This window comes from Cellulomonas sp. KH9 (assembly GCF_900114185.1).
Classification (GTDB): domain Bacteria; phylum Actinomycetota; class Actinomycetes; order Actinomycetales; family Cellulomonadaceae; genus Cellulomonas.
This window is the reverse complement of record NZ_FOSE01000003.1, coordinates 378,798-393,408: the sequence shown is the minus strand read 5'-3', so window position 1 is coordinate 393,408 and position 14,611 is coordinate 378,798. Positions and strand designations below refer to the sequence as shown.

At 71.5% G+C, this 14,611-nt stretch carries 12 protein-coding genes; 2 read left to right on the top strand and 10 right to left on the bottom strand.

Annotated features, from left to right (window positions below; all coding sequences use genetic code 11):
* Window positions 1-42: 42 nt before the first annotated feature.
* The 6 genes from BMZ16_RS11690 to BMZ16_RS11665 form a co-directional block, all read right to left on the bottom strand.
* Window positions 43-1,302 (bottom strand): hypothetical protein, encoded by a 1,260-nt coding sequence (locus BMZ16_RS11690; protein ID WP_089800613.1) that lies wholly within the window; start codon window positions 1,300-1,302, stop codon window positions 43-45.
* Window positions 1,303-1,305: 3 nt separating this feature from the next.
* Window positions 1,306-2,205 (bottom strand): glycosyltransferase family 2 protein, encoded by a 900-nt coding sequence (locus BMZ16_RS20045; protein WP_177199678.1) that lies wholly within the window; start codon window positions 2,203-2,205, stop codon window positions 1,306-1,308.
* The gene (locus BMZ16_RS11680) at window positions 2,202-3,080 is read right to left on the bottom strand and encodes a glycosyltransferase (RefSeq protein WP_255366586.1); all 879 of its coding nucleotides are present in this window, start codon (window positions 3,078-3,080) and stop codon (window positions 2,202-2,204) included. The genes BMZ16_RS20045 and BMZ16_RS11680 overlap by 4 nt, the downstream gene beginning before the upstream one ends.
* A gap of 310 nt (window positions 3,081-3,390) precedes the next feature.
* Window positions 3,391-4,959: a tyrosine-protein kinase domain-containing protein gene (locus tag BMZ16_RS11675; RefSeq protein ID WP_089801082.1), complete on the bottom strand. Its 1,569-nt coding sequence runs from the start codon at window positions 4,957-4,959 to the stop codon at window positions 3,391-3,393.
* A 201-nt stretch (window positions 4,960-5,160) separates the two neighbouring features.
* On the bottom strand, window positions 5,161-5,703 hold the full coding sequence (locus BMZ16_RS11670; RefSeq protein ID WP_089800609.1) for an LPXTG cell wall anchor domain-containing protein: 543 nt from the start codon (window positions 5,701-5,703) through the stop codon (window positions 5,161-5,163).
* Between the two features lie 62 nt (window positions 5,704-5,765).
* Window positions 5,766-7,658, bottom strand: coding sequence for a DUF4012 domain-containing protein (locus BMZ16_RS11665; RefSeq protein WP_143082811.1), 1,893 nt, complete (start codon window positions 7,656-7,658; stop codon window positions 5,766-5,768).
* 436 nt (window positions 7,659-8,094) lie between these two features.
* Between BMZ16_RS11665 and BMZ16_RS11655 the strand changes: the two genes are divergently transcribed.
* Window positions 8,095-8,664, top strand: a complete 570-nt coding sequence (locus BMZ16_RS11655) for an arsenate reductase/protein-tyrosine-phosphatase family protein (protein ID WP_089800603.1) — start codon at window positions 8,095-8,097, stop codon at window positions 8,662-8,664.
* An 80-nt stretch (window positions 8,665-8,744) separates the two neighbouring features.
* On the top strand, window positions 8,745-9,065 hold the full coding sequence (locus tag BMZ16_RS11650; protein ID WP_143082810.1) for a DUF2530 domain-containing protein: 321 nt from the start codon (window positions 8,745-8,747) through the stop codon (window positions 9,063-9,065).
* Between the two features lie 62 nt (window positions 9,066-9,127).
* Here BMZ16_RS11650 and BMZ16_RS11645 read toward each other — a convergent pair whose 3' ends face one another.
* Genes BMZ16_RS11645 through BMZ16_RS11630 form a run of 4 tightly spaced genes read right to left on the bottom strand, consistent with a single transcriptional unit; the run spans window position 9,128 to window position 14,467 of the window.
* On the bottom strand, window positions 9,128-9,925 hold the full coding sequence (locus BMZ16_RS11645; protein ID WP_089800601.1) for a CAP domain-containing protein: 798 nt from the start codon (window positions 9,923-9,925) through the stop codon (window positions 9,128-9,130).
* A 56-nt stretch (window positions 9,926-9,981) separates the two neighbouring features.
* Window positions 9,982-13,107 (bottom strand): sacsin N-terminal ATP-binding-like domain-containing protein, encoded by a 3,126-nt coding sequence (locus BMZ16_RS11640; protein ID WP_089800599.1) that lies wholly within the window; start codon window positions 13,105-13,107, stop codon window positions 9,982-9,984.
* Window positions 13,104-14,081 carry a DUF3027 domain-containing protein gene (locus BMZ16_RS11635; protein ID WP_089800597.1) on the bottom strand — a complete coding sequence of 326 codons (978 nt, stop codon included), beginning with the start codon at window positions 14,079-14,081 and terminating at the stop codon, window positions 13,104-13,106. Before BMZ16_RS11635 ends, BMZ16_RS11640 begins: the two co-directional genes overlap by 4 nt.
* Before the next feature lie 2 nt (window positions 14,082-14,083).
* Complete coding sequence (locus tag BMZ16_RS11630) at window positions 14,084-14,467, bottom strand: cold-shock protein (protein WP_089800595.1); 384 nt, start codon at window positions 14,465-14,467, stop codon at window positions 14,084-14,086.
* Window positions 14,468-14,611 lie beyond the last annotated feature (144 nt).

Here is a 14,611-nt window from a genome sequence, read left to right as displayed (position 1 = left end):
CGGCGGAGCCCATGCAGCAAGCCGCCGATAAGCGGTCCGCGTTCACGGGAACGACGCGATGGAACGTCGGTGCGATTGTCCTGGTAACAGCACGGCCGCACACGTTCCTATGGCGGCAAGGAAAGCAACGACTGCTACATAGTTCACGGCGTGGTAAGCGAGCCCGCCCTTGGCCAGCCACCCCGTGATCATGAGTCCGAAGACCGCGCGTGCCACGAGACCTGTAGTGGAACGTTGCTGAGCCGACTCGAAGTAAGAAAGTGCGACGCCAGCAAGGAGGATCATGATCAACGCGATCGCAAATCCGAACGACACGTACGCCTCTGCGAAGCCGCTGACGGTCACCGGTGTCGTCCACGCCGATGACGCCGGGTCGACCCCGATCATTGATGCAGATACGGCGCGCTCGAACGAATAGCTGCCCGGCGCCTCGTTTCCCGAGTACTTTCGAATGAAGTACCCAAGATCTGAAAAGACCGGCACATTAGCACTAATGTGCGCATAGCCTTCGATGGCATAGGCGACAGGTTCCGCCGGGACGGTTGTCAGCCGGCGCGAGAGTTGGACCCATACAGACTGCCCGCTAGCTGAGTATGTCGGGTACAGCGCCGCGACTGCCGCGAAATAGCCCACGGCGAGGGCGCCGGTCCACCAGAATCGCCTTACCATCTCACCGAGTGTGATTCGGGTACCCGATATGATGATGTAGAGCGCAACGATGGTGAGGACCAAGGACATCGCGTCCCCCTTGAAACCGCTCAAGAGGGTTGTGAGGACCAAGGCGGCGGTCGCAACTCGCCAAGGACGATAGGTTGGCCATGCCATCCCCAGAGCGCGCGCGTTGGCCGAAGCTATGACCCACGCGATCGGGATACCGAACAAGTACATGCGCCCGGGAATGCCAAATAGGCCAGACGAACTGAAATCGAATCTCTCCGTCTCGATGTTGTCGGAGAAGATGGGCAACCCGCCGACGAACAGATGGTACGTACCCAGCGCACCAGCAACGAGAACAATGGCCCAGACTGCACTCTCGCGCAGGGGGGCCAGAGCGCGCGTGGGCCTGGCGGGCAGGTTACGAAGAAAGAACTCACTCGTGAAGTAGCCAGTGAGGAACGCGACCACCGATGCGAGGAACATCCAGGCCGTCGAGTACTGCGCCTGCCCGGAGTCGGCGAGCATTGTCAAGCCCGCGACGCGGAAAACCTGCTGGACGGCGGCGACGAGTGCGAACCCAAACGTCGAACGCCACAAGATGCATACTGCGAGAAGCGCGATAGACGAAAGCGCCCAGAAATCCATAGGTCATTTCCCTGTAGGAGACGTGAGCCTCGTGGGCCCGCTCGGCCTATAACGTAGGCCCGCGAGAACACCCCGGGCAGCCGCCCACCCCTGTCGTCCGTTGACAACGGCGAACGCCAGCCTCGCGACTACAAGAAGGGGGACATACGGCCGGAGGCTCGCGTGGCGCTGAAAGAGCACGACTTTGCTTCGCGCGGCATGGTACAGGGTTACTTGCGACTTCCCGTGCTCCGACGAACCCGTACTTGCGCCGACGGAATGTGCTACAAGCAACGAATCGCTAGGCACAATCTCGGCGCGGTCCCCGAGACGCAGAACTAGGTCCACTTCCTCCGCATACAAGAAGTAGTCCTCTGAGAGGCCCTCCGACCGCACCCACAGATCGCGGTTCATCATCAGAAAATGGCCAGCCGGGTACACGATCCACCGAGAACCAGGCGCCTCCGCCCGGCTCATCTGTCGGGTGCGTCCCGAGAAGCGGTCTATCGCCGCCCGGCCGTCCGACACGGATCCAGCGTGGCTTGTTTCAGGTACAGCGATCGCCCAGCTGCTTGACGTGCACGCCTGCGATAGTTGGACCACCGACCCCGCCAAGATTCGAACATCGGGGTTGACGACACTGACAAAGTCGAACTGCTCGGCCTCGACTGAGCGATACGCCAGGTTGTTTCCCCCTGCATACCCGAGGTTGTCAGCCGCAGCTGTCACTCGTATAAGTCGGAATGTTCCCGAATGCGCCTCTGCCATCCGTTCAAGCCTGAGTCGTTCATCTTCATCCAACGAGTTGTCGACGATCGACACGATCAGTTGACCAGACGCGGGCTGGGCGGAAAGATCGGCGAGGAGATTCGCGACATGAGCAGCACTGCGGAAATTGACAATCAATACTGCAATCCTGGTCATGGCCGCGCTCCGTCCGCTAGCGGATCCCCCGCGACCCATCTCGCGATTTCATTCTCGAATCTGTCATGCGCGAAGTGCTTCGCGCGCGCCTTCGATGCGGACGGGTCGAGCCTTCCAAGCGAATCCACAGCTCGTGTGAGATCTTCTTTTGACCGAAAATCGACCAGGGCACCGGTCTTCCCATCTTGGACCGATTCGGCGGCGCCGCCCTGTCTGTTCGCGATCACCACTGCGCCAGCAGCCATCGCCTCCACGGGCATAATTCCAAAATCCTCAACGGGCGGGAAAACGTAGGCCAAGCAGCGCTGATATAGTGCGTATAGCAGCGCATCAGAGGGCCGTTCAATGAACGTGACCTCCGCCCGCAACTCCCTCGCGAACTCACGCAGCCGCGAGGCTTCAGGCCCGCCCCCCGCAAGCACAACGGGGACCCGGGTCATTGCGGCCAAGCGAATTACATCGTCTAGGCGTTTGTACGAGACAAACCTAGATGCGCCGAGCAGGAACTGATCTGGCAACTGCTCATAGCACTCTCTATCGGCAGGCGATAGATTGACATGCCATTCCGGAACCGAGGAGATGCGACCCACGTCGACCGGGGGATAAATGACCCGCGCGTCGACGCCCCAGGCGTCTCTGATTCGACGTTGCACAAAACGGCTATTTGCCGCGAGATCGGCACCCTCGTTGGCGCGGCGTCTGTCCAACGTCCTAAGCGCTGGGGCGACGGCGCGCACGAGTGCGGCGTTTCCTCGCTCGTCGAGTTCAGGGTTCCAGATGTAGCGCGCAGGGGTGTGGACGTACACAAATTTCTTGGGATCGTTACGCCCACGAACCTTGGCGTGATGGGCGAAGAGATGTGAACTGATCAGCATCCAGTCTGCGTCCGTAGGCGGCAGAGTGCGCCAGGTGATAGGCATAAACGGGAGGGCTAGCGCCTTATTTCGGCGAAGAGACGTTCGGGAGATCCAACTCGGCTGAATCCGGGGATCGTGCGCTCCGGTCTCGTCCCAGAGGCACCTAACTGGCGCATCCGGGAAAACTCGCATGAATGATTCAACGACCTTTTCGGATCCCCCGGACCGCGCGATCCATTCATGAACAATGAGCCCCGTCATCTACGTTCCCCGAACTCGCGATTGGCGAATTCCTCCGTGGTGCCAGCCGGGTAGTCTGACACGCCACTCAGTTCCGACCGGGCTGATGATGAGGCGAGCTCCCGCCCTGCGGCTGGCCGGGGGACGTCCCACCAGATCGCACCGCCGGCCATGCGACCGCCGAGGGGCCCTCCCGGAGCTCCGAACCGCCTGGGCGCAGGCCAGCCGAAGGGCGCGCCTCCGTCCGGCCGCGGGCGGCGCGACGAGGGGTTTGCTTTCCCCGATTTTTCCCTGCCTGCCGAGTGGTCTCGGTCGAGTCATAGCGATAGTAGCCGTACGCGCTCGTTCGACGGCGCGGTTCACGGTTGACTACCACGCCAAGGGTCTTGGCTCCCACACTTGATAGAGCGCCAAGCGCCGCAGACAGCTGATTTCGATTGATCTTGCCGGCCCCCACGACTACTAGCACCCCACCTGCAACCTTGGCGAGCACAGCGGCGTCCGTGACCGGGAGCAAGGGCGGAGTGTCGATGAGGACGACGTCGTATGCGGCGACAAGTTCTCGTACGAGGGTCGACATCGCCTGGGAGCCGAGCAACTCGCTCGGGTTTGGAGGAATCTGCCCCGAGGGAATCACAGTGAGGTTCCCGTTGCCCCAAGACTGCACAACGTCCGCGAGTCTCGCGCGGCCGATGAGAATCGTTGTGAGGCCAGCCGCGCCTTCCAGACCCAGGTACTTAGCTACCGTCGGCCGGCGTAGATCCGCGTCCACGAGGGCTACCCTGTTGCCCGCTTCAGCGAGCGTGATAGCCAGATTGATCGTCGTAGTCGACTTACCTTCGCCGGGGATCGAGGAGGTGACGACAATGGAGCTGGGCCGGCTCGCAACGTTCAAGAACTGCACATTGGTTCTCAGGCGGCGAAACTCTTCGGCCCTGGTGCTGTGCGGGTCGGTCTGGACAATCAAGGGTCTAGCGGTTGAATCGTCATCATATAGAATCGTGCCGACGACAGGAACCTGTGTGACTTTCGGAAGGTCTGCTTCGGACCGAACTCCGGTGTCGAGAAGTTCTCGGAGAATCGCAATCCCGATGCCGAGAGCCGTCCCGAGGAGTAGCCCCAGTAGAGTGTTGAGTTGTATATTCGGCTCCGACGGCGACGTCGGAGCCGCAGCGTCGCGGACGACCGTCAGCCTTACCGCTGACGGACTTCCGTCAGTCGGTCGCTCGAGTTCTGCAACGACGTCTCGAAATTCGCTCGCTATTGCGTTCGCAAGTGCCGCAGCGACTGCCGGGGAAGAGTCAGCGACTGTGATGTTTACAAGTGAAGAGTTGATCGGCGAATCAGACGTTACCCGGGAAGCGAGTTCGCTGGCTCTGATGTCAAGGCCCAGATCGTCGATCACAGGGCCGAGGACTAGTGGGCTCGTCACAATCTTCGTGTAGGACGCGACCTGTTGCCGTGTGAAGTTTGCGCCCTGGGCCATTTCGCTGGTGGAACTGCCGCCCTGCACCGACACATAGAGCTGCGTGCTCGCCGTGTACATCGGCGTAGTCATGAGGCTAATGCCCAGGCCCAGGACCAGGCCGACAACGCTGAGTGCAGCGATGGAGATCCACCGCTTTCTGGCGACCGCCAGATAGTCACTGAGTTCCATAATCACTTCCGCTTCGCTCGGCGCGCCGTGCGCGCCGATTCACTAGAGGCACCAGCGAGGTCATCGTGATCCGCACGCGCCATAGGGTGCGTGGCGACCCTGGACACACGGAAAGACCCTGGCGGCGGCCGCAAGGGTCTTCCCGTTGGTGTCGCGAAGTGTCACATCGGTCTCTTTGACCGGTGCGGTACGCGATCTAGATCAGGCGCTGACGCCCTCACGGCGCTTCTTGGCGAGCACGACACCGCCCGCACCTGCGAGCAGCAGCGCACCCGCGCCCAGCGCGATCGACAGCGCGTTCGAGCCGGTGACTGCCAGATCGCCCGCACCACCCGATGCGGCACCGCCCGCGCCGGTCGCACCGTCGACAGCCAGCGTCTGCGTGCTGAGCACCTCACCCGAGACGCCGTCCACGACGACCGCCGTGTACGACCCGCCCTGCGAGATCGTGACGCTGAACGCCGCGGCACCGGCCGCGTCGGTGTTCTTCGTCGCCGACCGCGTACCGGCGATGGTGATCGCGGAGTCAGGGATCGAGGCCGGGTTGGTGGTGATCGTCAGGGTGACGGGCGTGTTCGCCGGCCCCTGCACCGTCACGGTGAACGGCGTGCCGAGCGCGGGCGTCGTGTCCGACACCGTGCCCGTGTTGGTGTAGTCCTCGGCGCCGTAGGCGAACGCGGCGGTCGGCGCCAGCGCGAGCGCGGCAGCAGTGACGGCCGTGGCGACCGTACGGCGGATCTTCATCGTGGAACTCCCCCAAGAAGTGGCATGGGCCGCCCTCAAGCTCGAGCGACGATGACCCGACACTAACCGCTCACCGCACAGGAGGAAAGCGCTGACACATTCTGGAAACCTCCCGCGGTGGGCGTTGTGCGGAGCACGACATCACCCACCTGTCCGGGTTTGGTGGTGATGGATGCGGCGATTGTCCGCTTCTGTCCCGGCACGAAGTCCCAGGTGACGACCCCCACCGTCACCCCTTCGTGTACCTGGACGTGGAGATGGCCCGGTTCCCCGTCGATCCGCAAGTCACTCATTCGAGCGTTTTTCGGCAGGTACAGCAGCGCGTTGGTGCGAAATTCACCCGGTCGGACGATCTCGTCCAGCCCCAGCAGATACTCGGGAAGCTCTTCGACGTCCTCCGGCGGGGCGTAGGTGAATTCCATCTCCAGCCGCAGCTCCTGGCTCCCGTCCGGGCTGCACGCCAGCGACTCGACCCCGCCCTGGACGTCCAGGTAGTACCCGACCTTGGCCTGCGTCCCGTCGTTGAGGAACACGCCGACCACGGGCGAGTCCCCTGCCACGCCGCGCAGCTCGCCGGCCAGCACGGTGCCGGACAGCAGCGCCTGCTCGTCGTCGTCCGCCGACCACACCATCAGCCGGCCCTGCCGGGCCGCCTCCGCCAGCGCGTTCACCACACCGGCCGGGTCCCCCTGGCCGCCCGCCACGGCGGCGAACACCGCGGCGGCGGTGTCGGCGAAGAACGCGTCCTGGTCCTGCGGGTCCTCGATGGTCAGGTACACCTCGTTGAGGAGCTGGGCGACCACGTCGTCCGCCGTCAGCTCGCCGCCGGGCAGGCTCACCGGGCCGGTCGCGCCCAGCACCAGGGCGAGCGTGCCCGGGTCGACCGAGAGCACGCCGTCCACCTGGCCGCCCACCTGCTGCTGCCAGATGCGCTGGGCGATGTGCGCGGAGCGCGGGAAGTCGGGCGTGAAGTTCACGTCCCGCATGTCCGTGGCCAGCAGCGGGCCGAACAGGTCCTGCTCCACGTCCGTCAGCTCGACCACCGGCTGCTCCAGGCCCGAGAGCTCGCCGCCCGTGCGCTGCTCCACCACCGACAGCCGCCCGCCCTCGGCGCGCAGCAGCAGCACCGCACCCGCGATGCCGCCGGTCGCGCGCGGCTCGGCGTTGTTCTGCACCAGCACCAGGTAGTCGCGCGGCCCGTCGGCGCCCAGCATCGGGGGGATCAGCTGCACGGCCCGCGCGGCGGTGGCGGTATCCGCGCCCACGGCCGCCACCTTGGACTGCAGCTCGGCCACCGGCTCCGCGATCTGCGGGTGCAGGTCCAGCGCCGCCACGGTGGCCAGCTGCTCACCCGCGACGCGCACCGCCGTGTCCGCGGCGGTCACCTGCGGGGCGATCGCCACCAGCGGGCTCACGTCCAGGCGCCCGTCCAACGGCGCCAGCGCCGACGGGTCCACCACGGCCGTCGCCTCCACCAGGGGCGGCAGCGCGCGCTGTGCCAGGTCGTCCACCACGGACGCGACCGTCTGCACCGCCTGCACGTTGGGGCCGGCCCACGGCAGCGCCGCCGCCACCGACCACAGCACCCCCTCGGTGCGTCCGTGCGCGTCCGCCGCGTGCTCCTGCAGACCCGGCATCACGGCCTGCGCACCGGCCACGTCGCCCGCCGTGACGAGCTCCTGCATGCGGGCCACGTCCTCGGCCGCCGCCATCAGGGCGTCACGCGCCCGCAGCGCGTCCCGCGCGAACCAGCCGCCGACGACCGCCAGCACCACCACCACACCCGCGACCGACAGCAGCGCCGCCCGCAGCCGACGCCGCGCCTGCCGCTGCGGGCGCCGGGACCGGCCACGCCGACCGCGTCGACGGGCATCGGAACGGCCCGCCGGACGCGGTGCACCCGCCAGGGGGACGGGCCCGGTCGCCCACTGGTCGCCCCACCCCGGATGTGCCACGCCACGCCCCCCACCCTCACGTCGTCGCACGCCCGCACCGCCGGGCGCACCGGCGGCGATGCTAACCGCCGGGCACGACCGGGCCACGGTGCGGCGCCCGGATGACCGAGTCGTCCTGCTCTGCGCACCCCGTCCGCACCGCGCAGGAGGTCACGGCACAGACCGGACAGGGGAACGAGCATCTGGCGAGGGCCTGCGGCGGCGCCAGATCGATGCGACCGTCGACCGGGGTCAGCCGCACGGGGCCGACCACCCGCGCCGCGTGCGTGAGCGTCGGCAGCGCGTCGCTCGCCAGGTCACCGACGGCACCGGTGACCGTCTGCAGCGGCCGCACGTGCGGGCGCCACCCCCGCGGCGGCGGCACGGCGTACGGCGGGACGGGTGACCCCGGCCTGCGCGCACCCGTCGGGACCGTCCCGTCCGGCAGGATGACCCCATGACGCAGCCCCCCGCGCCCGCCCGGATCCTCACCGTGTGCACCGGCAACATCTGCCGGTCACCGGCGGTCGAGCGGCTGCTGCGCGCGCGGCTGACCGGCACCGACGTGGTCGTGGAGTCCGCCGGCACCCACGCGGTGGTCGGGGCGGGCGTCAGCACGCCCATGGTGCCGCTGCTGACCGCGGCGGGCGCCAGCGCCGACGGCTTCGTCGCCCGTCAGCTCACGCCGGCCGTCCTGGGCGACGTCGACCTGGTGCTCGCGCTCACCCGCGGCCACCGGTCCGCGGTCGTCGAGCACGCACCGGCCGCCGTGCGCCGCACGTTCACGCTGCTGGAGCTGGCACGCCTGCTCGCGCACGTGGACCCCGCCGCCCTGCACGCGGCCGGCGCGACCCCCGGCGAGCGCGTGCGGGCGCTGCCCGCGCTGGCCGCCGGCGTGCGGCACCTGGCCGGCACGGGCGACGACGACGTCGTCGACCCCATCGGCCGGTCCGACGCCGTCTACCGCGACTCGTTCAACTCCCTGGCACCGGCCGTGGACACCCTCGCGGCGGCGCTGCTGCGCTGAGCGGCGACGCGGCTGCACCGCACAGGGTGCCCACCGCGACGCCCGACGGCCGCACGGGCACCGCGGTCTACCATCGAACGGTGCCCCCGATCGTCGACACGCTGCTGCACCCGCAGCGCACGCCACCGCCGCCGATCGACGTCGACCTGGCCAAGGTGATGGGTGCGGGCACCGTGGTGTGGGCGGCGGCGCTGGTCGTCACCGGTGTGCTCTCGCTGCTGGACGTCGTCCCTGTCTCGTGGGTGCTCGTGTGCGCGGCCGGGGTGCTGCTGGGGATCGTCGGGGTGCAGTGGGCCCGGCGCAACGGCCGGCTGTCCCCCGACGGCACCGGCGCGATGGTCCGCCCGGATGACGAGCCGACCGAGCCGCCCGCCACGGACGGCACGCCCACCGGCCGCTGACGCAGGGCCCGTCACGCAGGGCTCCTCGCCCAGGTCCCTGACGCAGCCCTCCGGACGCGGGCTCAGCCCAGGAACACCTGGGCGCACAGCCACCCTCTGGCACCCGACGCGCACCCCACGCCGATCTGCGTGTACGCGGGACGCAGGATGTTCTCGCGGTGCCCCGGCGACGCCATCCACCCCGCGACGGCGCCCTGGGCCGTCGGGTAGCCGAGCGACAGGTTCTCCCCCACCGTGCCCGCCGAGCACGCCTCGAGCACCGGCCCCAGCGGGTCGTGCTCGAACCGCCCCTGCGTCACCAGCAGGGTGGCCCGGGCGACGGCCTGCTCGGTGGCGCACCCCGACACGGCCAGGGTCGGCAGCCCGGCAGCGGTCCGCTCCGCGGACGTGAGCGTGACGATCTCGGCCGCGAGCGCGCTCGCGGCGTCGGCGGGCGCCGCGGGTGGCTGCGCGGCGGGCGCCGCGGGTGGCTGCGCGGCGGGCTGCGGCTGCGGGGAGGGCGAGGCGGGCGGTGCGGGCGGTGCGGCGGGGGCCGGCGGCACCTCCGCATCCCCGTCCGCGGGGGCGGGCGCCGTCTGCGGTGCGGCGGAGCTGGTCAGGGGCGACGGCTCGGCGGGGCCGGGGTCGGCCGACCGCTCACCGCCGCGCGACGCGGCGTCCTGCACCCGGGAGGTGAGCCCGCCGTCCGGCAGCGCCGTCACGGCCTCGCGGGTGGGGGCGTGCGCGCCGGGTGCGGCGGACAGGAGCACGGCCATCGCGACGACGAGGGTCCCCGCACTCCCGACCAGCCGCACCCGGCGACGTCGGCGTGCCCCACGGTCCTGCCAGCGGCGGATGTCGCGGCGGTGGACGACGGGCACACCCGGACGTTACCCGCTCGTGACCTGAATCGGTAGTTGGTCCCGCGCCGGGTGTTTCACCCGATCACGAGGTCGAGGGCCGCGTCGCCGTCGTCCGGGTCCACCAGGAGCGTCGCGACGGCACCGCGGGACGCCCACCGACCGGTCGCCCACGCCAGGCCCGCCGCCAGACCCGCCCCGTGCACGGCGTGCACCCGGGCGCCGGCACCGGAGCCCTCCGCCCACCAGTCCACGGCCACCCCGCCGACGCGCAGGTCGTCGTGCCGCCACCACACCGTGGGGGCGTCGGGCAGCAGCGCGAGCAGCGCGTCCGGCACCTCCTCCGGGTCGCCGCCGTCGACGTCGGCATCCGCACCGTCCGACGCGAACGGCAGGTCCAGCAGGTCCGCGACGGTCCGGGCGGCGCCGACGACCTCCGACCGGGTCGCCGCCTCCGCGTCCGCCGTGCCCCCGTCGGCGGTGTCGGCGCCGGTGTCCGTGGCCGCGGCGTCACCCCCGCCGGGCACCGGCACGGGCACCAGGGGCGCGTCGGGCGCGGCCCGCTGCCACCACCGGGGGTCGTCGGCCACCGCGGCGTCGTCCACCACCTGCGCGACCCCCGGCCCCACCAGCGCGACGACCGTCGCCGGCGGGTCCTGCGGCCCCGCGCCGCGGGCCCACGCCCGCCAGACGTGCCCCGCGACGTCCAGCGGCACCCGCGAGCCCACCGGCCCCAGCCGCTCCAGCAGCGCCGGCCACCGGTCCGCGGGCACCTCGGCCAGCGACCCGATCCCGCCCAGCGCCCGCAGCACGCCCGTGTCCAGCCCCTGCAGCAGCTCGGGCGCCGGCGGCACCAGCGCCGCGGGCAGGCCCCGCGCGCCGGGCAGCGCGAACACCTCCGGCAGCGGCAGGTCCGCCCGCGTGCGCAGCCACCACGCCGTGTACGACGGGCCGGCGGCCGCCGCGCCCTCGCCGCGCACCGGCGTCACGAGCGCGGCCCGCAGCGCCGGGGTGCCGGCCACGTGGGCCAGCAGCGCGGGCCAGCGCGTCTCGTCCACGGCGTCCAGGTCCGCGACGGCGGGCACGTCACCGCAGTACGTGCCGGCCCCCAGCACGTCGGCCAGGTCGTCGACGTACCGCTCCCAGCCGTCCAGCGACGCCGCGGCCAGCGCCGCCGGGTCGTCGCCGTCGTCGTCCACCACGCCCGCGACGACGTCCGGCACGGTCGTCACCACCAGGTCGTCCCGCACGCCGACCGCGGCGAGGACGTCCCGCCCCCACCGCTCCACCGCGTCCGGCGCGACGGGCGCGAGCACCCGGTCGTCCAGCAGCCGCGCCGCCGCGCCGCCCGGCAGCACAAGCCCGTGCGCGGGCGCCGGCTCACCGTCCGCCGCCTCGAGGGTCAGCAGCCCCAGCCACCCCGCCGCGTCCGGCGGCACCGTGCCCGCCGCGCCGACCACGTCCAGCACCGCGGCGGTCACGTCGTCCGCGTGCTCCAGGTCGTCGTCGTCCGCCTGCCCCAGCACGGCCGCCCGCAACGCCGGGTGGGCCAGCAGCCCCGCCGCGTCCAGGCGCTGCGCACCCAGCCGCGCCAGCAGCGGGCGCACCACCGCCGGGTCCGCGACCCGCAGGCCCCACGCCCGCAGCGCGTCGAGCGTCGCCGGGGCCAGGCCCGCCGCGTCGTCGTCCAGCAGCACCACGCCCCGCGGCCCGCGCACCACCCGTCCGTCGACCAGCGGCACCGGCAGCGCCGCCAGACCCTCGCGCGCGGTCGCGTCCTGCGCCGCCGCGTCGAGCGCGTCGTACAGGGCGGTCCAGTCGACGTCACCGCCGGTGGGCAGCTCGTCGACCACCTCGGCCAGCGTCCGCTCCTCCACGCCCAGCGCACGCAGCGCCGACGCCCCGGACGGCGGCACCCGCACCAGCCCCGCGACCACGGCCCCGAGCGCACGCACGGCGGGGCCGTCGGGCAGGTCCCGCACCACGGTCGCCCGCAGCGGCGGCACCAGGTCGTCGTCCGGCGAGGCGGGCACCAGCAGCGGCGTGCGGACCAGCGCCGCCAGGGCGTGCTCGCGCAGCGCCGCGTCGAGCGCCCCCGCGGCCAGGCCCGTGGGCACCAGCGCCGTCGCGTCGTGCCCGGCGGCCGCCTGCCGCCCGACCAGGTCCGCGTACGCCTCACCCGCGCGCGCCAGCACCTCGTCCGTCAGCGGCCCGGGCACCACGTGGCGGCGCGACGGGTCCAGCGGCAGCGTCGCCACCAGCACCGCCGGCAGCGAGCACGGCTCGTCCGTGGGCGTCGGCGCGTGCACCACCCGCGGCGCCGCGGCACCCGGCACGTCGTCGGGGACGCGGGGCAGCGCCCACGTCACCCGCCACGTCCGCGCCGTGCGCTGCTCGACCGGACGGTCCGCGACGACGCCCAGCGGCACCTCACCCTCCGCCGTCAGGACGTCCCAGCGGTCGTGCACGTCGGCCAGGCGGCGCGGCGGCTCACCCTCGACGTCGACGAGGACCTCCACGAGCCCCGGCAGCGCGAGCAGCAGCAGGTCGTCCACGTCGGCCAGCAGGGCCCGCAACTCGTCCAGGGCGGGCGCGTCCCGCAGCTCGAGGACCACCGCGGTGTCGTACCCCGACGGCGGGCGACCCTCGGTCGGCCACGGCAGCCGCAGCGCCGGCAGGGACCCGTCCCGGCGGCGCACCTCGTCCGTCAGCGCGGTCCGGCCCTGCGCGGCCTCCTGCGCGGCCGTCCGCTCGACGGCCTCCCGCGTGTCCGCGAGCGAGAACCGCACCGCACCGGACGTCGAGCAGACCGTCACCTCGTCCGCGACGGCCCGCACCGCCGCGAAGCCGACGCCGAACCGCCCGACCGTGCCCGCGAGGGCGTCCCGCTTGGCCGACGCCCGCAGCGACGCCATCGACGCGAGCCCCGCGGCGTCCAGGGGCGCACCGGTGTTCGCGGCCACCAGGACCGCCGTGCCCTCGTCGGTCGTCGCCAGGCGCAGCAGCAGCCGCCCCGCCACCCCCGCGCGCGTCGCCGCGTCCGCGGCGTTCTGCGCGAGCTCCACCAGCACCCGGTCGCGGTAGTACCCGCGGGCGTGGTCCTCCTCGGTGTTGGCGTCCTCCCGCAACCGCGTCGGGGACGCCCGCCACGCCTCCAGCACCGCGCCGCGCAGGGCGGCGGTGCCGAAGACGTCGGCGGTCACGACCCGTCGGCGGGTCGCGCGTCGGCGTCGGTGCCGGCGTCGGGGGCGTCCTCGGTGCCGGGGGCGTCCTCGGTGCCGGAGGCGTCCTCGGTGCCGAGGGCGACCTCGGTGACGACCTCGGTGACGGCGACCTCGGCGACCGGCTCGCCCTCGGCGACCGGCTCGGCCTCCGCGACCGTCTCGACCTCCGCCGCAGGCGCGGCCTCCGCGGCACGCTCGCCGCGGGCGGGCAGCTCGAGCACGTCGACCGCGTTCTCGTCGAGCAGCGGGTCCGCCGCGGGCCACTCGGTGGGTGCGGGGTCCACGTCGGTCTCCGAGTGGGCGCCGCAGCCGTGGTCCAGGCTGACGACCTTGCCGTCGTCCGGCGACCACTCGTTGGCGCAGACCGCGAACAGCGTGCCCAGCGACCCCTGCAGGGGGACGAGGAACCCGCACGACCCGCACGCACCGGTGGACGCGACCGAGCCGGGCGTCGCCGGGCCGCGCGACCCGCGGTACCAGCGCTCGGCGGCCTCGGAGATGCCCTGCGGCGACAGCACCCGCACGCGCGCCAGCGCGAGCTCGTCGATCGCGACCTCGTCGACCTCGGGGTCGCCCGTGGGCGTGAAGCCGGGCTCCAGGCGCGGGTCGTCGGGGCGGAAGGGCAGCACGTCGCCCGGGCCGATGTCGCCCGGGCGCAGCCGCTCGGACCACGGCACCCACGGGCGCGGCAGGATCGCGTCGTCGCCGGGCAGCAGCTCCGCCTCGCAGACCGTCGCGGTCCGCCCGCGGGGCACCCGCGCGACCGTGACGGTCCACGCCCAGCCGCGGTACCCGCGCGCGGTGCAGGCGAACCGGTGCGACACCAGCCGCTCCGCCTCACGCACGGCACCCAGGTACTCGCCGACGTCGTGGGGCTCCTCGGCGATCTCGACCGCGACCTGGCGCGCGAGGTCGACGGCGCGCTCCAGCACGGCGTCCTTGACGGCTGCCACGCTCAGGCCTCGAGCTTGTCGGCCACGCCACGCAGCAGCGTCGCGAACTGCGCGGCACGCTGACCCTCGGGGTAGCGGCCGCGGCGCAGGTCGTTGCCGACCTTGTCGAGCACCTTGATGAGGTCCTCGACCACCACGGCCATCTCGTCCGCCGGGGGGCGCCTCGCCTTGACCACGGACGGCACCGGGTCCAGGACGGTCACGGACAGGGCCTGGGGTCCACGACGGCCGTCGGCCACGCCGAACTCGACCTTGGTGCCCGGCTTGGGGGCGGTGACCCCCACGGGCAGCGCGGAGGCGTGCAGGAAGACCTCACCGCCGTCGTCGCCTGCGATGAAGCCGAATCCACGCTCGGTGTCGAACCACTTGACCTTGCCGGTGGGCACTTCCGCTCCTTCAGCGCCGGACACATCCGCGAGCACTCCCGCAGACCGTCACCAGGCTACCGGCCCGGGCCCGACTTCACGCTCCGCGGACCACCGTGGACCCCCCGTGACGTGCGCTCGTGCGGGTGAACCCGGACCACGCGC

Excerpts from the sequence above, each read along its gene's own strand:
- BMZ16_RS11655 (WP_089800603.1), top strand. The coding sequence starts at position 8,095 with ATGACGCAGCCCCCCGCGCCCGCCCGGATCCTCACCGTGTGCACCGGC.
- BMZ16_RS11680 (WP_255366586.1), bottom strand. The coding sequence starts at position 3,080 with ATGCTGATCAGTTCACATCTCTTCGCCCATCACGCCAAGGTTCGTGGG.
- BMZ16_RS11690 (WP_089800613.1), bottom strand. The coding sequence starts at position 1,302 with ATGGATTTCTGGGCGCTTTCGTCTATCGCGCTTCTCGCAGTATGCATC.
- BMZ16_RS11675 (WP_089801082.1), bottom strand. The coding sequence starts at position 4,959 with ATGGAACTCAGTGACTATCTGGCGGTCGCCAGAAAGCGGTGGATCTCC.
- BMZ16_RS20045 (WP_177199678.1), bottom strand. The coding sequence starts at position 2,205 with ATGACCAGGATTGCAGTATTGATTGTCAATTTCCGCAGTGCTGCTCAT.
- BMZ16_RS11670 (WP_089800609.1), bottom strand. The coding sequence starts at position 5,703 with ATGAAGATCCGCCGTACGGTCGCCACGGCCGTCACTGCTGCCGCGCTC.